Raw genomic sequence first — 22,388 nt, 5'->3', positions numbered from 1 at the left:
ACGTTCAGCATACCGAACTGCTTCTTCAGCGAAAAACATTTGGTAACGCAACGGCTGCTGACAAGCCAGAGTCAGCAATTCGCTGTCCAAGGCGTTTGAACAGCGTTCTCTACCGCCGAATGTATGCGCGTTTGCGATCGCAATCCGATACAATGCGACTGCAACTCAGTACCTTGTCATTGCCGACGGTGGCATTACATACGGTTAGCCTTGCAGAAAGTTGCTGCCTCAAACTTTGATACGCCGTTCTACGCAGTTGATGAAACAATTCTTTGTCCCACTCTCCTTTTGTTTGACGATCGCTAGCAGCATCGTCGCAGCCCCTACCCATGCTGCTCAACCGCTCTATGTTGCCTATCCACCGGCTAACCACGAGACTACGTCCGATCGCATTTTTCTGATTGGTACGGCACCACCCGGAGGAACCGTTTTGGTAAACGGCACGGCGATCGTTCGTAACACTGCTGGGCATTTTGCGCCAACCTTTCCGCTGCAAGTTGGGGTGAATCAGTTTGATCTGCGCTACGGCAAGCAATCTGTCAAGCTGACGGTAACGCGATTAGCCGCTGCATCAGAGTCGCCACAAGGATTAACGTTTGGCACTCTTAGCCCTGCTGTCGATGTCGCTCGCCTACCCAATGAATTGCTTTGCTTTACGGCGATCGCACCGCCTACCGCCACCGTGGCAGTCAAACTCGCCGACCAGACGATTCCCCTTGTGCCCCGCCCACAGTCGATCGCCCTGCCCGACAACGCTGCCGTTCTAACTCAGCAAAACCAGCCCACGATCGCGGCTGGACGTTTTGAGGGCTGTACACGCACCGTTTTATTGGGCGACCTGGGTAAACCTGAATGGCAACTGACGCAGAATGGACAGACGATCAAGCAAACTGGCTTTGGCAGCATCAAAATTTTGTCGCCCACTCGGTTAGAAACTGCCGTTGTTACAGCAGAAGCAGGTACGGCTCGTACGGGGGCAGGCACAGATTATTCTCGTTTAACACCCTTACCGAAAGGGACGCAAGCCCTCGTAACAGGCTCTGAAGGCGACTGGGTGCGGTTAGACTATGGCGCATGGATACGACGCAGTGAGGTACAAATCTTGCCTGCTGGCGCACCACCCACGTCGCTCATTCGCAGCATTAAGGCGAGGCAGACAGGCGGCTGGACAGAAGTCATGTTTCCGCTGCAAGTACCCGTGCCCGTAAGCGTGCAGCAGGGCGATCGTACCTTCACGCTCACTCTTTACAACACCACGGCGCAAACCGATATTATCCGGCTGGATGACGATCCACTCATTGCCCGTCTCGACTGGCAGCAAAGCGCTCCAGGGCAAATTCAGTACACTTTTAACCTCAAGTCGAGCCAGCAGTGGGGTTACAAACTGCGGTACGAAGGCACGACCTTAGTGCTATCGCTGAAGCATCCGCCCACTGTCGGGAGTCGAGAGTCGGGAGTTGGGAGCAGGGGAGCAGGGGAGCAATTCAAAACGCTCTCTGGCACCAAAATCCTGCTCGATCCAGGGCACGGTGGCGCGGAGGATTTGGGTTCCAGAGGACCCACGGGCTATCCTGAAAAAACGGTAGCGCTGCTGATGGCGAAGCTGGTGCGAGAGCGTCTACAGCAGCGGGGTGCAATGGTGTATCTGACTCGCGAAACAGATGTTGATGTGCCGTTGCAAGACCGGGTGGCAATGATTGAGAAAGTGCAGCCAACGGTGGCTCTTAGTTTGCATTACAATGCACTGCCTGATAATGGTGATGCGGTGAAAACGAAGGGCATCTCTATGTTCTGGTACAACACTCAAGCCCACAGTCTGGCAGTGTTTTTGCACAATCACCTGACTAAAACCTTGAAGCGATCGTCCTATGGCGTGTTTTGGAATAATTTGGCGCTGACTCGTCCCGCAACAACTCCAGCGGTGCTGCTAGAACTCGGTTTTATGATCAACCCAGATGAGTTTGAGTGGATCACCAACCCAAGAGAGCAACAACGACTGGCAACGGCGATCGCTGATGGTGTCACACTATGGCTACAGAAACCGTAGGCGGACAGCCGTCAGCTATCAGCTATCAGCCCAAATCACCGCCAGCGTTCACTGTTGCGGTTGGGCTTTGTATCCTGCAGGGCGTTGCCAATCCCTTTGATCATGCCGCGCCCAATGAGACCAATGCCGCGCCCAATGACTTCAGTCAGTACATAGACCACACCTCTACCCAAAAACGAAATCGCAATGCGTAGTCGAGGCGCGATCGCATCGCGGGCTTCAAGCGCTAAGGTCACGAGAAACGGTAGACCAGCTAGTTGCGCTAACTCGTCGCTACGCGGTGCATAAATGGCGGTTTTACTAATACCGTTGTCTGTCAAGACGAGCAAATTAAACTGGCTTTCAAAAATAGCCGTTGGTTCTGCAAATAGGCGATCGGTGCGATATTTCCAGGATAAGTCATTGCGAAAACGTTCAACATCACGACTGGAAAGCAGCCGTTTGTCATAAAACGTTTGCTTGATCGCTACAAGATCACCAAAGCGATTAAGTAACGGCTGCATCACTGCATTGGCAATTTGCAGCATCACATTTTGTAGCAGCAGTTCCATACGTGCCATTGCTTCTACAGTGCCAGCCGCGTAGTTCGCATCATCGATCGTAAGTGGCGTTTGAAACAGTAAGTGAGCTAAAAACTCTGGAAACAGCGGCATTTTGTCGAGAATTGCAGTCTGCACAATATCTAGATCTTGCAGCAAAACAGCAACGACATCGATCGGCTGTGTCCCCATCTGCACCGTATAGTATTTGCCAAAAAAATCAATCACTGTTGCTTGCCAGATATCTTGCAAAATAACGCGGTGCCTTATTTCAAGCTGTTCTGGCGGCAGGTTTGAAAGACGCAATGCTTCCAGGCTAGCTTGCAGCGATCGCAGCACCGTATAAAGCAATTCGCGCTTTTTTTCGTCCTTTAAAACATCAATTTCTAAAGCTGTGGCAGTAAGGTTTGGTAACCTGTTTTGCAGCTTGGCAACTGTTGCCTGAAATAGGGCTGTTAGTGGTGATTGAATGTCGTTGACGATCGTCTCCGCGAGTGCAGTGGAACGCTCGTCTGCTAAGGGTTCGGAGGGGTTGGCTATGGCTTGGCTACGGTGATCGGGCTGAAGTGATCGGCTTGCATCGGTTGGCAGTGACACTTGTGAGCCGAGTTCTGGTGCTGGCTCATCTGACGTCTTTAACAACCGCTTGACCAGCCAACGAGCCGTACGCAGCTCACGTCGTTGCCCTTCTAAAACTAACTGATCCAGGACTGACCGATCAGCCGTTTGCAATTGGTCATCCAGTTCGGCGATCGCCCGCTCAATTTGCCGCACGCCTGACTCCCGCACGTTACGCCGCCAGACCGTCAGCAGATTTTGGCTTCCTGAGATTGCCGGGAGCGTGTTTTGGGGAGCGCGATCAGTGAGTGGTCGAGCCGTTTGCGCTGTTAGTGAAGTGGTATTCGGAACTGGTGTATTGAGGGACTGGGCGATTGCCTGGATGCCTTCTGTCCAGTAAGGCTGCCCGGACGCGACTTGACGGATGGCTGTCACTAGTTCCGTCACGCTCGTTCCTTTCAAGCAGTAGCCACCCGCACCTGATTGAAATGCAGTCGCCAACCGCGTCAGTTCTAGCGTTGCTCCTAACAAGAGCAAAGGTGTATCGGCATACTGCGTCCTAAGCTGCTGACACAGCGCCAGCCCAAGCCCCTGACTGGCTGTTGTCTGCCCCAGGTCAAGGTTAAGGATGATTAAATTGAGCGATCGTGCGGGTGCAACGGACCGATCGGCTGTCTCCATTTCATCCGGCAACTCTCGCAGCAGTTGCAGTGCCCTTGCAGGCGAATCTGCCTCTAGCACGACCTGCAAATCGTCAAACGACTGTAGACAGGCAGCTAGCCCCAACCGAAACACTGGATCATCCTCAATCAGCATGAGCCTGCACACACGGTTCTGCTGACGATCGGCATCGCGTGAATGGCTCATACGGTCGCCCACCCTGCGGTAAAGAGCAAACAGCAAACAGCAGAAGACAAAGAATCCGCTCCAACAAGGATACTGTATAAGTTCAGTGGCAGTGAGTTAGGAACCGGAAAGGGGCAAACAGAAGGAAAAGCGGCAAGCAAAAAGCGATCGTTCTAGATGAACTACGGCAAATCAGCTAAAACACTTAATAAATAACCTTTCAGCGGTTAGCGTCATCCAGTAGTTGTTCAGCTGTCTCTGGTTAATTAGCATGAGCATTACACCCCTCTTTGGTGAGCCTGCCTTCAGTGGCATAGTTCAAAACTGACTGACTATATATGTTGAGTTGCTCTTGAGCAGTTTTCAAGTGTTTAAACCCTTTATTAAGTTCCAAAAAAGCTCCCCAATTTTTGCAATAATGCGCCGGTGTTTATTGATGGGAGCAAGCAAAATTTCAACTTACTTCAATAATCCCTTAAAACTTCAGATATCATTGTTTTCAACTGAGGAACATCCTCCTGAACAGCTTTCCAGATAATTTCTACATCTGTATTGAAATAATCATGGATTAGTTTATCTCGCATTCCGGCAATATCTCTCCAGGGAATATCAGGATATTGGCTCCTCACTGAATTTGGGATTCGCTTCACCGCTTCCCCAATAATTTCGATCGCCCTTGAAACCGCAAATACCTTTTCTAAATTTTGTGAGAAAGCTTCAAACTCAATAGCTGTTGTAAACTGCTCGATCGCCGCAATCGCATCCAAAATATCCAGTAAATAATCTTCAACTTCCCGCTTGGTCACAGATAGACTACCTCTGCCAAAATCCGCTCTTCGATGCGTGGCTTTAAACCAGTCTTGTGCACCAAATCGACCTTGACTCCCAGATTGTCGCTAAGGTAGTTTTCTAAATTGATAAATTTCAATAAGCTTGGTGTCTCCGAAAATTCTACCAGCACATCCACATCGCTGGCTTCTGTCTGCTCCTGCCTTACATAGGAGCCAAAAACACCTAATTCCCGAACTTTATAATGTTCTTGCAACAATGGCTTCTGTTGCCCAAGCTGTTGCTTTATTTCTTCTAGTGTCTTCATAGGCTCTATCTTCCCCTAAGGTACACACAGTGCATGATCTAGCTTACCCTGCTCTTTTCTAAGGGATAAAAAGGGTATCAAAAGCTACTTAACTGTCTTGGTTCTCTACTGAATGGATGTCGTTATCTCGCTTATAGCAAAAGGATGAGGGATGAAGAGAAGTTCTTGCTTAAAGGACGTTTCAAGGTTTAGGTTTGTCCTAACGCTCTCTTTGACTGGCTGTATAAGTGCAGTCGTCAGTGATTCAAAAGGCAGAGGGTAAAAGGCAGAAGGACTAGCTAGCTGCGCTAGACGTTACCATCCTCTTTCCGCTTGACCCTTTCACTTCTCCACCTCTTGTCCCCTTCACCTCATTACTCTTTCACTCTTCCACTCGTTCACCCTTCTACACTCCTACGGCGGCGGTAGATCTTGCGAGTCGGGCGCTTCAACTGGAGAGTTATAGCCTGAAGAGGGGCGACTAGGTTCTGGTAATGAGGATGGCTCATCGCGGCGGGAGCGACGTTCCCTTAGGATGGTGTCGCGTTGGTCAGACCAGCGAGCGATCGCGCTTTGAGCATCGTCATACAAAGCTCGTCCGTAGCCAATTTCAGAGGCAAAGCTGATGGCTCTGGTGAGACGACCTCGATCAGCTAGCGCTCTCGCTTCATCAAGCAGGGATTGGTCTTCGGCAATTTGAATCTGAGCAATCCAGTCGTTGGCAGCGGCTTGCGCGTCTTTGTAAAGCGCTCGATCGGCGCGAATTTTGTTGGCTGTTTGGATGGCTTCTGTCAACTTGTTCTGCTTTGCCAGTGCTCGTGCCTGGTTCAGAATGGGTTGGTCTTCAAGGGTTTGAATCTGGCGTGTCCATTTAGCAATCAGGTTTTGAGCTTCTAACCGTAGCGCCCGTCCCGGTGCAACTTGCCGTGCTTGAGCGATCGCGGCATTAAGCTTCGGCAGTGTGCCCGCCGCTGCTAACTGCTGCGCCTGAGTGAGGTAAGGGCGATCTTCAAGCTGCTGAATTTCTTTGCGCCACTGAGCAATGAGCGTTTGAGCATAGAGCCGCCGAGGACGACCGGGTGTAATGGGTTGCACCAACGCGATCGCGCTCTGGAGCGTTGGAAGCTGCTTTAACCTGCCAACTGTCTGGGCCAGTTGAAGCTGGAGCAAATCTTGCGTCTGCTGCTCTAGCCGAGGTATAAGGACTTTCGTTTGGGCAGCAAGGGGGCTATCTGCCCGAATTTGCCGCACTTGAGAGAGTGGTAGCCAAAGCTGCCAGAACTGCTCCAATGGGGGCGTGGTCATCAGGTTACTGGTTGCTAACGGCTGGGCACGACCAATCCAGAGCAGATCGCGAGCAACGGGCGGCAACGGCAAACTAAAGGGCAATGACTGAGCAGTGACGATCGCCCCTGCCATATCAGCCTGCCCTAACTGGGCTGTCAGGCGATTGAGTAAAAACTGTCCCCAGGTCTGAATATCCAACTGGGCAGCGCTACGGGCATAGCTGGCAGGAAGACGCTCTGCCAGAGCGATCGCCTTGCCAATCACGACTACATCTTCGGGTGCACTGGCTGCGATTTGGCGGGCTTGCTGCAATTGCTGGTAGGTCGTGCGTTCGGTGACCAACTGCTGACGCAAGCGATTGAGATTTTGTCGCGCATACTCGTCATCCAGCCGGGTCAAAGCCTGCATCTGTAGCGTCGCTGTTTGCCAGTCTTGTTGCTTCAAAGCTCTTTGAATCGCAGCATTGATCGTCTGCCCAAGATTTTGCGCTTTTTGCCAGCCCAGCAGCGCTGTTTGCGCGTCGGCATGAAGGGGGCTGCTAGCCGGAATTTTTTTTGCCAGGGCGATCGCCCCTGCCAGGTCGCCTTGACCCGCTTTGGTGTCTGCGATCGCTAACAAGGACTTTGACCATTCTGTAACATCACGGTTAGCGCGATGGCGGAGGGGATGATCAGGCGACCAATTTTTGACCAGTGCCAGTCCTGCCAGCAGGGCTTCTACCTTGCCCGATCGCGAGGCTTGCTCGGCGCAGTAAAGCTGCTCACTATCAGAAGCAGGCGATGGCATTGTTTGGCAATTGGGCACAGGTGGCAGCGTCGTCAGCCACAAAAAGGCTGCCACACCCGTACCACCACAAAACGCCAAAAGACATAGCCAAACGAGTGGTGCTGCCAAAAACCGTAAGCCTTTGGTGACCTGAGCCGGGAAGCGAGGGCGACGTAACGGCTGCACGACATTTGTGCCACGTTGTTTCCTGGCGGTGCGATCGCGCTCCTTGCTGGCTGCCGTTGGTGCTGGTTTAGCAACCGTGTCAGCAGTCTGCTTTTCCACTTTGGACTTGCCTGCTTTTTGAAGACGAAATTTAACGGCTTGTACCCGCGATCGCTTAACTGTTTTTCCTGCCATAACACCAGCTTCCGCACTCTAAAAATCTAGCGGTTAGCCCAGCACCCCTACTAGAACCAACGCGATCCCACATCCTAAGACAGCCAGAAGCAAATGGTCACACTGAAGTCAGATAGGCGGATGGTTTGCAGCTACCAGCTTTTAGCCATTTGCCGTTGCTTTAGTGTCTCTACTGACTGTTTATCAAGTGACCGTTCATCGAGAACATAGCTATCAAACCTGCAAGCAGCTTGCCGCTCTCTTGCAGGTTGAGTGAACGATGTTGATGGGAGCGATGCCACTGTAGACCGTGCCGATATTGTATTAGCTACAACTTGTTTTGCGGCGATCAGGCAAAAAACTTCTGCAAATTTGCCACAATTGAAGCGATCGCTAGCTGATGCAAAAATCTGCCACATAGCAAAAGGATGAAGGATACGGAAGCTTCAGGGTTTATGTCTGTTCTAACGTTCTCTTCGACTGCTAGACCATCCTCCTGACGATCGCAATCAATGTGTCAGCATCAGTATCGTTAGTTAGCAAAATTCTCTGGTTAATCACTAGCTGCCTTCGGCTAAGCGCTGACGTTGAAACTCGTCCTCTCCTAACGCCTTAACTCCTACTGCGCTTGTAGAGCGAACTGCCTTTTCTGCCCCCTGACCGCTTACAAACGCCTGAGGATGGCTGATATGCCTAAGTCTGTTTCATCAGTTGACAGTAGCCCTATGCAGGCAACCCTGAGCCAACTAGCACTAGCGCTGGATCGTATTGAAGAAGCCGTTGTCTGGACAGACGCACATGGGCGAATTCAGTGGTGTAATGCAGCCTTTGAGCAGCTTGTTGGTGCCACCAGTGCTTTAGCCGGACAATCGCTCGTGCAGGTGTTGCCTCTGACGGTTAAGAGTGAACGGCTCTCTTCAGCGTTGCATCCAGTAAGCCACTGTCTAGCAACCAACCAGGAGCTAAACGGGCAGTATGGCTTTTCTCGGCACGATCGCAGCTTTAGGCTGACCCTTACCGTTACCCCCTTACCAGGTGTAGAGAGTGAGGAATCTGGTGAGACTGACTCTGGTGAGACTGGTAGCAGCAAAGGCGTAATGGTGGTGATCCGCGACATCATGATGCAGCTTCTCCTCCATCGATCGCTGCAAAAAACGGCTCTGGAGCTAGAGGAAGCGGTTCGTAGCCGCACTGCCGAGTTAAGCAAAATCAACCGGCGGATGATCAATATTCTCGAAAGCATAACTGATGGTTTTTACACCCTGGATGAAAACTGGTGCTTTACTTACCTCAATCATCAAGCGGAACAGATCTTGCAGCGATCGCGAGTAAACTTGCTGGGCAAAAACATTTGGGCAAGCTTTCCTCAAGCTGTAAACACCATCCTTGACAACAAATATCACCAGGCTGTAACCGAGCAGTGCAGTGTTACCTTTGAGGTCTTTTATCCGCCGCTTAATGCCTGGTTTGAAACGCGCGCTTACCCGATCGCTCAAGGACTGGCAGTGTACTTTCGAGACATCAGCGATCGTCAACGCCTGGAATCTGAGCGTCAACAAGCCGAAGCTGCCCTGCGTAAGAGCGAGCTATGGTTTCGTAATGTGTTTAACACCACAGCCGTTGGTATGGTGGTGATGTCGCCTGAGGGTGTGATGTTGCAGGCAAATGCCGCCTACTGCCGCATGATCGGCTATACCCGCACTGAACTTTTAACCAAAACCTGTCAGCAGATTGTCTATCCCGATGATTTTGAGCAGGGGCAGGTGCAACTGCAACAACTCCTCGCAGGAGACGTGACTGCGTACCACCAAGAGCGGCGCTACTTTCATAAGCAAGGGCACATTGTCTGGGGCTTACTGAGCGTCTCAGCCGTGCGCGATGAGCAGCAGCAAGTCCTCTACGTTGTGTATCAGATCCAGGACATTACGGATCGCAAGCAAGCCGAAGCCGACTTACGTGAGAGCGAGCAACGCTTTCGGAGTGTGTTTAACACGACTGCGGTTGGTATGGTCGTTGCTTCCCTTGACGGTGCCTTTATGCAGGTCAACGCTGCGTACTGTCAAATGCTGGGTTATACCGAGGCAGAACTGCTGACGCGGACGTTTCACGCCGTTACTCACCCTGATGACTTGGGTCATAACATAGCGCAAACCAAAAAAGTGCTGACAGGAGAGCTTTCGGCTTACCACATAGAAAAGCGCTACTTGCATAAAAAAGGGCACATTGTCTGGGGTTTGATGTGCCTTTCGCTGGTGTGCGAAGCACAGCAACCCTTGTATTTTGTTGTCCAGGTGCAGGATATTACCGATCGCAAACAGGCAGAACTGGCGCTCCAGACACTCAATCAAGAGCTAGAGGAACGGGTGCAAAGCCGTACTGCTCAACTTGAGGTGTCGAATCAACAGTTGCAGGCTGAGGTCGCTGGGCATAAGCAAACTGAAGCCGCATTGCGTAAGAGTGAAGAGTGGTTTCGCACTATGTTTGACAATGCGCCGATTGCTATCAGCCTTGCCGATGTCTACACCTACCACGTTTTGAAGATTAATCAGGCTCATCATGCCCTGTTCGGTTACAGCGATGCGGATCTTGCAACCATGACGTATATGCAGTACACGCACCCGGATGATGTTGCCCTGAGCCTTGACCTAATTCAACAACTGCTAGACGGCTCGATTCCCCGGTTCCAAATCGAAAAGCGGTTTTGTAAAAAGGATGGGACTTGGATCTGGGCAAATTTGACGGTCACCCTCCTACGAAATCCCGATGGTAGCCTCTACAGCATGGGCATGATTGAAGACATTACGGCGCGTAAGCAAACCGAAGCTGCACTACAATTGACACAATTCTCGATCGATCGAGCGGCTGACCCAGTCTGGTGGGTGCAACCAGACGGCTCCATCTATTACGTCAATGATTCTGCCTGTCGGGATTTAGGCTATCCCCGTGAGGCAATCGTTGGCAAGCAGGTATCTGACTTTAATCCAGATTGGTCAATTCAAGACTGGCAACAGCACTGGCGCGACGTTAAAAAACAGGGTTCCTTAACGTTTGAGACACGACTTCAAGGCAAAGATGGAATGCCTTTTCCGATCGAAGCAACAGCTAATTATGTTGCCATGAACAATAAGGAATACTACTGTTCGTTTGTGCGAAATATTACGGCTCAAAAACAAGCTGAAGAGCAGCTAAAAGCATCTTTAAAAGAAAAAGAAATTTTGTTAAAAGAGATTCATCATCGTGTCAAAAATAATTTGCAAACTGTTTATAGCCTATTGAGTTTGCAAGCCAACGCGCTCCAAGATCCTCAGCTAGTCTCACCATTTAAAGACAGCCAGTATCGAGTGAAAGCGATGGCGTTGATTCACGAAAAGCTTTATCAATCCGAGAATTTAGCTAACATTAATTTTAATGAGTATGTGCAGCGTTTGGTTGCAGATCTGGTGCAGTCTTATAGCACTAATCCTGCGATTCATGTCGCGATCGAGATTGCTCAGTGTGAGCTGGCAGTAGATGTCGTCTTGCCGTGCGGCTTGATGATCAATGAATTAATTTCTAATGCACTGAAGTATGCGTTTCCAAGCGATCGCGGCGGCACGATTCAAATTAGCTTTTCTGCACCAACCCCCCAGCAGTATCGGCTAGTCATTGCTGACGATGGAGTGGGTCTTCCAGAAGACATTGTGTTTTCTCACGATATATCTAGTTTAAGCACACTTGGTCTTCAGCTTGTCCATGCGTTTGTGCGTCAGTTGCAAGGCACCATCACGCTCGATTGCACTGGCGGTAGTCGCTTTGAAATTTTGTTCCCCCCCGCAGGCTAACAAAAATGAGTGCCAAAATTCTTGTTGTTGAAGATGAACCCATCATCGCGCTAGACCTTCAGCAACAGCTAACCAAACTGGGGTATACAGTGGTGGCGATCGCCGACTGTGCTGAGCAAGCGCTGGCAGCCGCAGCACGCTATCAGCCGCATCTTGCACTGATGGATATTCGCATTCGAGGCGACAAAGATGGCATCGAAACAGCTGCCCTTTTAAGTGAACGGTACAGCATACCGATCGTTTTTCTCACTGCCCACGCAGATGCTGCTACCATCCAGCAAGTGAAGGCGGTACAACCGTATGGTTACATTGTTAAACCGTTTGAAATTCATAATCTCTCAACTGCCATTGAAATTGCACTGACCAAGCATGAGGCAGAAAAAGTTACGCAGGCGGCGCTTGAAAAAGAGAAAGAACTCAATCGCTTGAAGTCTAATTTTATTGAGGTTGTTTCTCACGAATTTCGCAACCCTTTAAGTGCAATCCTGTTAGCGCTAGATCTGTTAGAGCGTCACGATAGGCAGTTAACGATCGAAAAAAAACAGGTCTACTTACAGCGAGCCAGAGTTGCGGTCAGTCGTATGATGCAACTATTAGAAGAAGTGCTAGTGTCGAGTCAGATCGATGCAGGCAAGCTCACGTATAACCCAGAACCGCTGCTGGTAGAAGCGTTTTGTCGTCAATTAGTTGCCGATTTCCAGCTTGCTATTGATACTAAAGCTGATCCTAAGCACACTATCACTTTCACGCAGATTGGTAATACGGTCGATCGCCCAACGCTCTGCAACCTAGATGAAAAACTGCTGCACCATATTTTGACCAACCTACTTTCAAACGCGATTAAATACTCTCCTCATGGTGGCAGCGTCACTTTCAAGCTGATCCATGAAGCCGAGTCAATTACGTTTCAAATTCATGATTGTGGTATTGGTATTCCCAAAGGCGACTGTGACCAACTGTTTAATCGCTTTTATCGCGCCAGCAATGCCAAAACTATTCCCGGTACTGGGCTAGGGCTGTCGATCGCCAAACAATGCGTCGATGCTCACTACGGCAACATTACAGTCCAAAGCGCTATCGGCATCGGGACGACGTTCACCGTCACCCTTCCCCTTTTGGTGAACGGAACCCCTCACCCTGGAGGTGGCAACGGTTGTTTGGGATGAATGGGCAGGAGTACGGTAAAGGTAGACCCTTCGCCCGGTTTGCTTTTTACTGAAATAGAACCACCACAATGAACCAGGAGTTGCTGAACGATCGTCAAACCCAAGCCAGCCCCGCTCGTCTCTTCTAAGGATGCCTGCCGAACGCGGTAGAAGCGATCGAAGATTTTGGGCAGATCGTTAGGAGCCATGCCAATGCCTGTATCGCGCACTTCCAGGTTGACATAACTACCCTGTTTTTTAGCGCGTACCCATACATTTCCCCCAGTAGGTGTAAATTTAATGCCGTTATGCAGCAAATTGATCACAATTTGCTTGAGCCAGTTAGCCATGCAGGCGATCGATGGTAGGTCTTCTGGTACTGTGTATGCCAGCCGCACACCCTTTTCTTCTGCCAGTGGTTGATAAGTGCTAACCACACCGGGAACGATGTCTGCCATGCGGATCGACTCAAGCGCAGTAGGGCTAACAGCTTGGTCAAGCTGCACTAAGTCGAGCAGGCTAGTAATCAAGGAACTCTGGCGATCGCACTCTTTTTCAATAAGTTCCATATAGCGCTGACGCTGTGGTGGCTTTAAGCTGGGCGAATTGAGCAGCGTGAGAGCCGTTTTGATTGTAGTCAGCGGTGTTCGCAGTTCTTGCCCTACCGTGTTGATAAAATCTGCTTTCGCTCGCAGTGCGTTGCTCAACTCCTCTTTTTGGATTTGGAGTATTTCTACCAGATCTGCCTGCCGTCGGTAGGCGGCATTGCGTTGCCAAACCTCTTCCTGCCGCTGCACCTGCTTCATAAAAAGCTGCCCCAGCGTAGCTGGATTACTTGGGGTGATAGCCATTTCACCCGTTAGCTTCTGCCATTGTGTAACCGCATCAGCCAGTGCCAACTTAGGCTGTGTCTCGCCTCCGCTAGCAGAGGCGATCGATGATGTAGGAACAGTCATGGTTTCTGCGTGCGCCAAGCCACCAATCACCTGTGCAATTAAGCCTGCGTCAAACGACGAGAGTACCAGTAGATGCTGTCGTCGCTCCTGACTGTCGCCGATCGCACCAGCAGCCATTGCCTCTGCCAACCCGACACCAGCTTCTATAGCGTTAACAGGTGCTTTTGCAGGCTGGGCAGAGCGTGGACGGTGCGCGAGAATGCATCCCTGAAAGTTTTCTGCCCATACCAGCAGAAAGTACTCTCGTCGAAGTTGGCTTTCGGGTGCCAGCAAAAGTTCCTGCCATGCAGCGGGTGGAGTCTCTGCCACACCCGCTAAGAGTGAGTCAGGGTCAGCAGCAGGATCGGCGATCGCGCTGACTAGAGTATCATCCGTGCCTTCTTCTCGCGGGTTCTTAAAGACGTACAGTGCTTTAGCCACGCCTGCTAAGGCGCTGTACTGTGCCAGTTCCGTTTGCCAGACTGCGCCCCTAGGTAGCTTTGCCCACACAATGGCTGGCAGTTCGCGATCAATCAGAAGTTCTAGTACGGCGCTGAAGGCGGCTTTGAGCGTGGTCGGGCTAACTTGAAGGAGTGGGAGCGCCGGATCAGTAGCAAGCGCTAACTCGTACAGCGATTGGTCGGGGGCTGGGGATGGTGACATGGGTTGCAGATAGAAACAGAGTGGCAAACTTTAGCGCCTCAACTCTGATCGAACGATGACCAGGGCAATTTCAGAGCAAGCGGTAATCAAAGCAAGCGACAACTTATTGTAGAGAAACGCAGTGATTCTGCTCATTCTTTTGTTGTTATGCCCTTAACACTACTTAAATACGAGGAGAGCGCCGATCGGGGTCATCGCTCTTGCCTGCTGCTTCATCAACACACACGTTGAACGCAATTCTATCAACTCTCAACCCAAGTGCAACTGCGTTACTCTGGTTTAGCTCGCTCCGGCGCTGCTTCTACTAGGGGTGCATCAGGTGGCAGTATATTGGATGGCAGAACGCTCACGGTTGCCAAGGCTTCCTGCTGCGGCGCTATCTCAGTAGCGATGCTGCTAGCGGTGACGGGAATACTCTCAACTTCGGGCAGTGTTTCAAGCATGAGGCGGGGCTGGCTAGAACCAGATAGTAGCTTCAGCAGCTTTGGCTTGGGGTCATGTAGCAGGTAAATGAGGCGATCGTCCGTCTGCAAAACTTCTTCAGCCGGAACAATCTGTAAGCAACCCTGCCGTTCGAGCAACAACGGTAACAGCGTGCCACCCGTAATGAGCGATCGCAAATATGCTTGTTGTACCTCTGTGTCTGTCTCCCGCAGAACAGTCTCACCCAACTTCACGGCACCATCGGTAATGTACTCATTCCAGGTTCTCAGCATGGTATATGGTGCAAATGCCTGCTGAATCTTCGGTTCGCTAGTTACACCAGTCCCCGTACTAATCTGTGGATCGCGGGGAAAGACTGCCAGCACGCGAGGCGGACGAAATTCTTCAGCCGCTTGACACGCAATCACGAGATTCACTGCGCCATTGTTCGTCATGGCGAGAAAGGTGCCAACCTGACCCAGACCCGCTTCTTCCAGTACTTCGGCATCCAGGGCACTGCTAATAAAAATGCGTCGCTGCTCTCGTTCTGCTTGTTGTCTTGCTTCCGGTGCGGTGTCAATTAAGGTAACTGGTTCATCCCGTTCATCAAAAAGGCGAGCAATTAGCAAACTGAGTGGATTACAGCCAACGATCACGGCTCCAGTGACTTCGCTTGAGGTGATTTGCAGCAGATTGGCAGCCCACTGCGCAGTCAGCGCCTGCACAAAAACGGTCAGAATAATGGTTAGAAAGACTAGCGCTTTGATCGAGTCGCCGCCATTAATCCCATTTTGGGTCAGCGAAAGGGCAAAGAGTGACGCGATCGAGGCTGAGACGATGCCTCTAGGCGCAATCCAGCTGACAAACATTTTTTGTCGCCAGTTTAAGCCGCTCTTCCAGGTGCAACACCAGACATTCAACGGACGCACGATGAACATCAGGCTCAGGACAGTGATCACCCCACCCCAGCCCAAGGCGATGACACCGGCGATCGACAGATCGGCTGCCAGGAGAATGAATAATACTGACACAGCCAAAATAGTGAGTTGCCCCTTAAACCGCTTCAGCAGCCGCTCTTCTGGCACCGACGACGCTCTCAAGACAATGCCTGCCGCCACCGTTGCCATTAACCCCGCCTCACTTTGAATGCTTTGTGCTAACCCAAACAGTCCCCACAAGCCCGCTAACACTGAAAGAGCCTTTAAATCGTCAGACAGGAACCGTGACTGTTTAAGGATGAAGCCGAGTAGCCAGCCTCCCACAATGCCGAGGCTGCTACCCGTGCCTAACCGTACCATCAGCCCACTTGCCACACTAAGCGGATCGGCATTGCCGTTCAGCAGAATGTTTAGCACTACCACTGCTAAAATCGCGCCGACCGGATCGATGAGCACGCCCTCGCCTTCAAGCAACGCCGAAACCCGTCGATCGACCTTTACCTGCCGCAGCAAGGGGTTAATCACGGTAGGACCCGTGACCACAACCAGCGACCCATAAAGAAACGCGATCGCCCAGGGAAATTCGCTTAAATAGTGCGCCGTTATACCGGCACCTATCAGTGTTATCAGTGTCCCAATGGTGACCAGATTCCGCAAACTGCCAGAAACCCTTCCCAGATCTCGCAACTCTAGATTGAAGCCGCCTTCAAACAAAATCACTGCCACTAAAAGCGAGACAATTACATCCAGCCCCACGCCGAGGCGATCGGGATACAGTAGCCCCAAGGCACTTGGACCCAGCAAGATGCCAAACAGCAGTAAAAAAACAATGCCAGGAAGCTTGAGAAACTCCGCCAGCACCTGCGCCCCAATGCCCGCAATGACGGTCAGAATGATTTGCAGCGTGATATCTAGCGATGATTCCATAAAGGCGATGGCGACAGACGATCGAGCAAGGCTAAAACGAGCAACGCTAAAGTCTCATTGTACTGGTGTGTGTCATTGCCAAAAGTGTAGCGATTGCTCCCAAAAGGCTTGTCCAGCAGTGGAAAAGGGCGATCTAGATAACTGCTTCTAGATCCAAAATCATGCTCAGATAATTGGAAAGAGGCGATCGCTCATCGATTTGACAAACCTGAGACTTAATCGCAATCAAATTGCTGACCCTAGCTCACTGCAATCACTTACTAAATGCCAGAGACCCGATCGTGCTGACAATACGATGGTTAGGCCGGTTGGCTTTCTCAGATCGGAGTTTAGCTGCCATTTTTAAGCTTACGCTGCAAGCTAAGTGCTGCACGCTACAAAGCATGTGCGCTGCACTACCAGAACTGCGATCGCTTTCTGTAGTTGTTCTAAAGGAAGTGCCATTCTTCTCATGCCTTCCTAAGATAGAAGGTGGAACCACGATGCATACTAAGGCAGAGTTGTTCCGACCAAGCTCGGCTATCAGGAGGTTAACCAATGGTCGAAGCCCACGAATCGCTAGATTATGAGTACGCGCTCGATCACGACTGCACAACCCTGTCACGTCACGTTTTTCAGCAACTTCAGAGCTTTTCCGCTGATGCACAGGATTTAAGTGCTCTCATGAGTCGCATTGCGCTGGCAGGCAAACTCATTGCCCGTCGTCTCAGCCGTGCAGGATTGATGGAAGGTGCTCTGGGCTTTACGGGCGGCGAGAATGTGCAGGGCGAGTCTGTGAAAAAGATGGATGTCTACGCTAACGAGGTGTTTATCTCCGTCTTTAAGCAAAGCGGCTTGGTGTGCCGTCTGGCATCCGAAGAGATGGAGAAGCCGTACTACATTCCTGAAAACTGTCCGTTAGGACGCTATACGCTGCTTTACGATCCGATCGACGGCTCCTCCAATGTCGATATCAACATTAACGTTGGCTCCATTTTTGCCGTTTGCCAGCAGGAAGGAGAAGACCTCGACGGTACCGCAAGTGATCTGTTGCAGAGTGGACGCAAGCTGCTTGCAGCAGGCTACATTCTCTATGGTCCCAGCACGATGCTAATTTACTCGATTGGCAAAGGGGTTCATGCGTTCACCCTTGATCCCAGCCTGGGCGAGTTTATTTTATCTAGCGAGAATATTCGGATGCCCGATCACGGTCCCATTTATAGCGCAAATGAGGGCAACTTCTGGCAATGGGATGAGTCAATTCGCGATTACATTCGTTACGTTCATCGTCATGAGGGTTATACCGCTCGCTATAGCGGTGCGTTGGTAGGAGACTTCCATCGCATTCTGTTCCAGGGTGGTGTCTTTCTCTATCCCGGTACAGTCAAAAAGCCAGAGGGCAAGCTGCGGCTGCTTTATGAGACAGCTCCATTGGCATTTTTGGCAGAGCAAGCAGGCGGCAGAGCCAGCACTGGCACTCAGGACATTCTGGATGCAGTGCCTGAAAAACTCCATGCCCGAACACCACTCATCATTGGCAGTAAAGAGGATGTGGCGTTAGTGGAGTCGTTTATTCATGAGCGATCGCGACAAGCGATCGCCGCCCATTGACGAAAGAGTTGTTGGTTTTTGGTTGTTAGTTGTTAGACCAGAATTTGACGCTGATCGCTAGGAACTTTAGATATTAGGAGTAGAGACGATGGCAACGAATCATCTGTTAGAGATTAAAGAGTTGGGTCAGAGCATCTGGATGGATAATCTGGCGCGGGATCTCATCAAATCTGGCGACCTGAAGAAGCTAATTGAAACCCGTGGACTGCGGGGCATTACTTCTAATCCCGCTATTTTTGAGAAGGCAATTGCGGGTAACGCCATGTATGATGCCGACATCGAAGCCGGGATCAACGCGAAGAAGCCACTGCTGGAGATCTATGAGTCTCTAGTTTTTGAAGACATTCGCAATGCCTGCGATATTCTCAAACCGATTTACGATGAATCGGGTGGGTTAGACGGCTACGTCAGTATTGAAGTACCACCCGACATCGCACACGATACCGAGAAAACGATTTCGGAAGCCCGTCGCTACTACGCCGCGATCGGCAAAGAAAACGTCATGATCAAGATCCCTGGCACCTCGAAAGGGATTCCTGCTGTGGAGCAGGTGATCAGCGAAGGGATCAACGTTAACGTTACGCTGCTATTCTCCGTCAACAGCTACGTGGAAACCTTCTGGGCATACATCCGGGGGTTAGAAAAGCGTGTTGAGAAAGGCGAAGACATCAGCAAGATTGCGTCTGTTGCCAGCTTCTTCTTGAGCCGCATTGATTCCAACATTGATGAAAAAATCGACGCAAAGCTGAAGCAAGGGGCATCTGAACCCGGTAGCCGTGAGCGCCTGTTGACAATTAAAGGAAAAGTAGCGATTGCTAACGCAAAGATTGCTTACCAGGAGTATAAGAAGATCATCCAGAGCGATCGCTGGCAAGCCCTCAGCGCCAAAGGTGCAAACGTGCAACGCCTCCTCTGGGCAAGCACAGGCACCAAAAACCCTGACTACAGTGATGTGATGTACGTCGATGAACTGATTGGTTCTGATACAGTCAACACGTTGCCACCAGCTACGATCGAAGCCTGCGCCGATCACTGTAATGTCGCTGACCGTATCGAAACTGACATTGAGGAAGCGTATAACCTGATCGAAAGCCTCAAAGATCCTGATATCAACATCAACCTTGATGAAGTCATGGACGAACTCCTTGTTGATGGCATCGATAAGTTTGTCAAACCCTTCCAGTCGTTGATGAAGTCCCTCGAAGACAAAGTGAATCGACTGGCAACTGTATAGTTGTTGGTTTTTGGTTGTTAGTTGTTAGGGGTTTCTGTCTAACAACTAACAACTACCAACCTCTCCTTAAGTCAACTTCTCAACTCCAACTTACCTGCGCTCATCTATGGTTACTCTGCTCGAAAATCCCCTTCGCATTGGTCTCCAACAAGACCGCATTCCTGAACCGCAGATTCTGATCATCTTTGGTGCCTCTGGTGATCTCACCCAGCGCAAGCTCGTACCTGCCATCTACCAAATGAAGCGAGAGCGGCGGTTACCTCCAGAGCTGACGATCGTTGGGGTCGCCCGTCGCGATTGGAGCCATGACTATTTCCGTGAGCATCTGCGCGAAGGGGTTGAGGAATTTGGGGGCGGGTTGGGTTCGCAGTCAATCTGGGATGACTTTGCCAAAGGTTTGTTTTATCAGCCCGGCGATATTGACAACCAGGACGATTACCAAAAGCTCAAAACCTTTCTGGCAGAACTTGACCAACAGCGTGGCACACGCGGCAACCGTGTCTTTTACCTCTCCGTTGCGCCCAAATTCTTTGCCGAAGCCATTCAGCAGCTTGGTGCAGCAGGGATGATTGAAGATCCTAAAAAGCAGCGCCTTGTCATCGAAAAACCCTTTGGTCGCGATTTGAATTCGGCTCAGACGCTCAATCGAGTGGTTCAAAAAGTCTGTGATGAGCAGCAGGTTTACCGCATTGACCACTACCTGGGCAAGGAGACGGTACAAAACCTCATGGTGTTCCGCTTCGCAAACGCTATTTTTGAGCCGCTGTGGAACCGCCAATTCGTTGATCACATTCAAATCACAGTTGCAGAAACCGTTGGGCTAGAGGGTCGTGCAGGCTACTACGAAACGGCTGGTGCGCTGCGCGACATGGTGCAAAACCACCTGATGCAGTTGTTTTGTCTAACTGCAATGGAAGCGCCCAACTCGCTAGAGGCAAACAGCATTCGCAACGAAAAGGTGAAGGTGCTGCAAGCTACCCACCTGGCTGATCTGGAGACGCTCGGTAATTCTGCCGTTCGGGGTCAGTACACAGAAGGCTGGATGAAGGGTAAACAAGTACCAGCGTATCGGCAAGAAGAAGGGGCAGCGGCCGAGTCTACTACGCCTACCTATGCGGCACTCAAGCTGACGATCGATAACTGGCGCTGGAAAGGCGTACCGTTCTACCTGCGGACGGGCAAACGTATGCCTAAAAAGATCTCCGAAATTGCCATTCAGTTTAAAGAAGTGCCGTTTTTGATGTTTCAGTCGGCAGCAAAGCAGGCAAACCCAAATGTCCTCACGATGCGAATTCAGCCGAATGAGGGGATTGCGCTTCGTTTTGAGGTAAAAACGCCTGGAACCTCGCTGCGAACGCGATCGGTTGAAATGGATTTTCGCTACGACACTGCGTTTGGACAAGCAAATACTGATGCCTACAGCCGCTTGCTTGTGGACTGTATGCTCGGCGACCAAACCCTCTTCACTCGTGGCGATGAGGTCGAAGCCTCCTGGCGCATTCTGACTCCCCTTCTCAATGTCTGGGATGCTCCCGCTCCGCCCGAAAGTATTCCTCTCTACGAAGCTGGTACCTGGGGACCCGTCGAATCAGAACTGTTGCTTAATGCCGATGGGCGAAACTGGAGACGACTTTAAAGAAGGGATGAGGGATGAAGGCTAAAGGATGAAGGCTGAAAGCTTTAAATTTCGAGTTTTGAGTTGAGAAACCAGACATGAGGAACCGTTCTAAGTTCAATCCTCTGCCTCCTGCCCTCTGCCTTCTGCCTTTCTCTAACCACTAATAATTAATCACCAACCACTGACTATGACGACTACTCCACTTGTTGCCCTACAAAGACCTAAAGACATTTCTCTCGACGAAATCGAGGCAGAGCTAAGTGCGATCTGGCATAGCCAGAGTGCTGATTCGCTGAATCAGGGTCCTACCAGAGCCTCGACTTTCAGTATGGTGATCTATGAGCCAGAGGAGTTTCAGCAACTGTTGGCAGCGTTGGGGTTTTATGAAGGTCCGATCGATGGCATTCATGGACCAATGACCAAAGCGGCAGTGCAGGATGCTCAAAAATCCTACGGACGCTCCATTACGGGACGGGTTGATCCTGGCACACTTGCCAAACTGCGAGAGGAGTTTGCTAAAAACCCGATCGATCGCATCAAATTTGACAACCCCAACACGCGGGGCTTTAGCATTAGCGATGCGATCGCGGTGCAAAATCCTGGCCGCATCATTACCCTGTGTCCTGTTTTGGGCGAAGATCAGGGCGTAACGGCTCAAGTGTCTGCTTACTGCCCGGTGCAGCAAGGCAGTAGTAATCACCTTATTTGCTGCGAGTACATCACCTTACGAGGCACCAAAGCAGCCTTAGAACGAGTAGGTGGGTTAGTGGCATCGCTCATGATGCCAGACCTGCCCAAGTTTGTCTGGTGGAAGGCAACCCCCAATCCCGATCAAGTCCTTTTCAAAACGCTTGCCGACTCGTGCAACTGCTTGATTTTGGATTCCTGTTACTTTAGTGATCCAGAATCGGAGTTTCTCAAGATTCACGAGTTGATTGATGAAGGCACCTACATTGCTGATCTAAACTGGCATCGCCTGCAACCCTGGCAGGAACTCATGGCAGCCGCGTTTGATCCGCCTGAGCGCCGCGCTTCTTTGATCGAAGCAGACCAGCTTGCGATCGACTACGAAAAAGGCAACGCAGCCCAGGCGCTCCTTTATCTGGGATGGATCGCTAGTCGGCTTGATTGGCAACCGATCGCCTTTGAAGAGACGGGCGGTGACTATGACCTCAAACACGTCACTTTTAAAGGAGCCAATCAGCGCGAGATCACCGCAGAGCTAGCTGCGATCCCCACAGCCGACTGGGGGGAAATTCTGGGTGATCTGGTGGGTATTCGTATTACGTCTACCAATCTGCAAGCAGACTGCTGCACGATCCTCTGTTCTGAAACTACAGGCTGTATGCGGATGGAAGCAGGCGGTAGTGCCCAAGCGTGCCAAACAGAAGTTGTTTCATCACTGTCTGATCAAAAGGCTGAGTTCCTGTTGAGTCAGCAATTGCAGCGTTGGGGACATGATGTACTGTACGAAGAAAGTTTGGCAGTCGTTGCCAAAATTCTTAAGCTGCGTGGGTAAGCAGCTAGGCGTAGTTATTGGTAAGACGCATTTCGACTTCGCTCAATGCTCTCAGTCTTGTGTATGGGCGGGTTGAGCGCAGTCGAAACCCGATTTCTAATGGCTTCAGGGTCAGTTTG

At 50.9% G+C, this 22,388-nt stretch carries 14 protein-coding genes; 7 read left to right on the top strand and 7 right to left on the bottom strand.

Annotation, left to right across the window (positions count from 1 at the left end):
- Window positions 1-259: 259 nt before the first annotated feature.
- Window positions 260-2,047: an N-acetylmuramoyl-L-alanine amidase gene (locus H6F76_RS17220; RefSeq protein ID WP_190510133.1), complete on the top strand. Its 1,788-nt coding sequence runs from the start codon at window positions 260-262 to the stop codon at window positions 2,045-2,047.
- Window positions 2,048-2,082: 35 nt separating this feature from the next.
- Here H6F76_RS17220 and H6F76_RS17215 read toward each other — a convergent pair whose 3' ends face one another.
- The 5 genes from H6F76_RS17215 to H6F76_RS17195 all read right to left on the bottom strand — a co-directional run bounded on the left by H6F76_RS17215 (window position 2,083) and on the right by H6F76_RS17195 (window position 7,875).
- A complete protein-coding gene (locus H6F76_RS17215; RefSeq protein ID WP_190510131.1) occupies window positions 2,083-4,011 on the bottom strand; it encodes a DUF3685 domain-containing protein in 1,929 nt (642 codons plus the stop codon).
- 443 nt (window positions 4,012-4,454) lie between these two features.
- Window positions 4,455-4,796, bottom strand: coding sequence for a HepT-like ribonuclease domain-containing protein (locus H6F76_RS17210; protein ID WP_190510129.1), 342 nt, complete (start codon window positions 4,794-4,796; stop codon window positions 4,455-4,457).
- Complete coding sequence (locus H6F76_RS17205; RefSeq protein WP_190510127.1) at window positions 4,793-5,086, bottom strand: nucleotidyltransferase family protein; 294 nt, start codon at window positions 5,084-5,086, stop codon at window positions 4,793-4,795. The genes H6F76_RS17210 and H6F76_RS17205 overlap by 4 nt, the downstream gene beginning before the upstream one ends.
- Before the next feature lie 393 nt (window positions 5,087-5,479).
- A complete protein-coding gene (locus tag H6F76_RS17200) occupies window positions 5,480-7,477 on the bottom strand; it encodes a hypothetical protein (protein ID WP_190510124.1) in 1,998 nt (665 codons plus the stop codon).
- Window positions 7,478-7,608: 131 nt separating this feature from the next.
- Window positions 7,609-7,875 (bottom strand): hypothetical protein, encoded by a 267-nt coding sequence (locus H6F76_RS17195; protein ID WP_190510122.1) that lies wholly within the window; start codon window positions 7,873-7,875, stop codon window positions 7,609-7,611.
- 270 nt (window positions 7,876-8,145) lie between these two features.
- Here H6F76_RS17195 and H6F76_RS17190 point away from each other — a divergent pair, with 270 nt between their 5' ends.
- Window positions 8,146-11,277 (top strand): PAS domain S-box protein, encoded by a 3,132-nt coding sequence (locus H6F76_RS17190; RefSeq protein ID WP_190510120.1) that lies wholly within the window; start codon window positions 8,146-8,148, stop codon window positions 11,275-11,277.
- 5 nt (window positions 11,278-11,282) lie between these two features.
- Window positions 11,283-12,443 (top strand): ATP-binding protein, encoded by a 1,161-nt coding sequence (locus tag H6F76_RS17185; protein WP_190510118.1) that lies wholly within the window; start codon window positions 11,283-11,285, stop codon window positions 12,441-12,443.
- Here the strand turns inward: H6F76_RS17185 and H6F76_RS17180 are convergent.
- Window positions 12,410-14,020: an ATP-binding protein gene (locus H6F76_RS17180; protein ID WP_190510117.1), complete on the bottom strand. Its 1,611-nt coding sequence runs from the start codon at window positions 14,018-14,020 to the stop codon at window positions 12,410-12,412. The two genes, H6F76_RS17185 and H6F76_RS17180, sit on opposite strands and share 34 nt — an antisense overlap.
- A 269-nt stretch (window positions 14,021-14,289) precedes the next feature.
- Complete coding sequence (locus H6F76_RS17175) at window positions 14,290-16,308, bottom strand: sodium:proton antiporter (RefSeq protein ID WP_190510115.1); 2,019 nt, start codon at window positions 16,306-16,308, stop codon at window positions 14,290-14,292.
- A 537-nt stretch (window positions 16,309-16,845) separates the two neighbouring features.
- Between H6F76_RS17175 and fbp the strand changes: the two genes are divergently transcribed.
- The 4 genes from fbp to opcA all read left to right on the top strand — a co-directional run bounded on the left by fbp (window position 16,846) and on the right by opcA (window position 22,269).
- The gene (gene fbp, locus H6F76_RS17170) at window positions 16,846-17,898 is read left to right on the top strand and encodes a class 1 fructose-bisphosphatase (RefSeq protein ID WP_190510113.1); all 1,053 of its coding nucleotides are present in this window, start codon (window positions 16,846-16,848) and stop codon (window positions 17,896-17,898) included.
- An 88-nt stretch (window positions 17,899-17,986) separates the two neighbouring features.
- Window positions 17,987-19,132 (top strand): transaldolase, encoded by a 1,146-nt coding sequence (tal, locus tag H6F76_RS17165; RefSeq protein ID WP_190510111.1) that lies wholly within the window; start codon window positions 17,987-17,989, stop codon window positions 19,130-19,132.
- A gap of 106 nt (window positions 19,133-19,238) precedes the next feature.
- Window positions 19,239-20,768: a glucose-6-phosphate dehydrogenase gene (zwf, locus tag H6F76_RS17160; protein WP_190510108.1), complete on the top strand. Its 1,530-nt coding sequence runs from the start codon at window positions 19,239-19,241 to the stop codon at window positions 20,766-20,768.
- Window positions 20,769-20,937: 169 nt separating this feature from the next.
- On the top strand, window positions 20,938-22,269 hold the full coding sequence (opcA, locus tag H6F76_RS17155) for a glucose-6-phosphate dehydrogenase assembly protein OpcA (protein ID WP_190510106.1): 1,332 nt from the start codon (window positions 20,938-20,940) through the stop codon (window positions 22,267-22,269).
- Window positions 22,270-22,388 lie beyond the last annotated feature (119 nt).

It is taken from the genome of Leptolyngbya sp. FACHB-321 (assembly GCF_014695975.1).
In the GTDB taxonomy this organism is placed as follows: Bacteria; Cyanobacteriota; Cyanobacteriia; order Leptolyngbyales; family Leptolyngbyaceae; genus Stenomitos.
Note: the sequence above shows the minus strand (reverse complement) of the source record. Positions and strands in the feature narration are given on the sequence as shown.

Coding starts and splice junctions, on each gene's coding strand:
- H6F76_RS17175 (WP_190510115.1), bottom strand. CDS start 16,308: ATGGAATCATCGCTAGATATCACGCTGCAAATCATTCTGACCGTCATT.
- H6F76_RS17220 (WP_190510133.1), top strand. CDS start 260: ATGAAACAATTCTTTGTCCCACTCTCCTTTTGTTTGACGATCGCTAGC.
- H6F76_RS17185 (WP_190510118.1), top strand. CDS start 11,283: ATGAGTGCCAAAATTCTTGTTGTTGAAGATGAACCCATCATCGCGCTA.
- H6F76_RS17215 (WP_190510131.1), bottom strand. CDS start 4,011: ATGAGCCATTCACGCGATGCCGATCGTCAGCAGAACCGTGTGTGCAGG.
- H6F76_RS17200 (WP_190510124.1), bottom strand. CDS start 7,477: ATGGCAGGAAAAACAGTTAAGCGATCGCGGGTACAAGCCGTTAAATTT.
- H6F76_RS17180 (WP_190510117.1), bottom strand. CDS start 14,020: ATGTCACCATCCCCAGCCCCCGACCAATCGCTGTACGAGTTAGCGCTT.
- zwf (WP_190510108.1), top strand. CDS start 19,239: ATGGTTACTCTGCTCGAAAATCCCCTTCGCATTGGTCTCCAACAAGAC.
- H6F76_RS17195 (WP_190510122.1), bottom strand. CDS start 7,875: ATGTGGCAGATTTTTGCATCAGCTAGCGATCGCTTCAATTGTGGCAAA.
- fbp (WP_190510113.1), top strand. CDS start 16,846: ATGGTCGAAGCCCACGAATCGCTAGATTATGAGTACGCGCTCGATCAC.
- tal (WP_190510111.1), top strand. CDS start 17,987: ATGGCAACGAATCATCTGTTAGAGATTAAAGAGTTGGGTCAGAGCATC.
- H6F76_RS17205 (WP_190510127.1), bottom strand. CDS start 5,086: ATGAAGACACTAGAAGAAATAAAGCAACAGCTTGGGCAACAGAAGCCA.
- H6F76_RS17190 (WP_190510120.1), top strand. CDS start 8,146: ATGCCTAAGTCTGTTTCATCAGTTGACAGTAGCCCTATGCAGGCAACC.
- opcA (WP_190510106.1), top strand. CDS start 20,938: ATGACGACTACTCCACTTGTTGCCCTACAAAGACCTAAAGACATTTCT.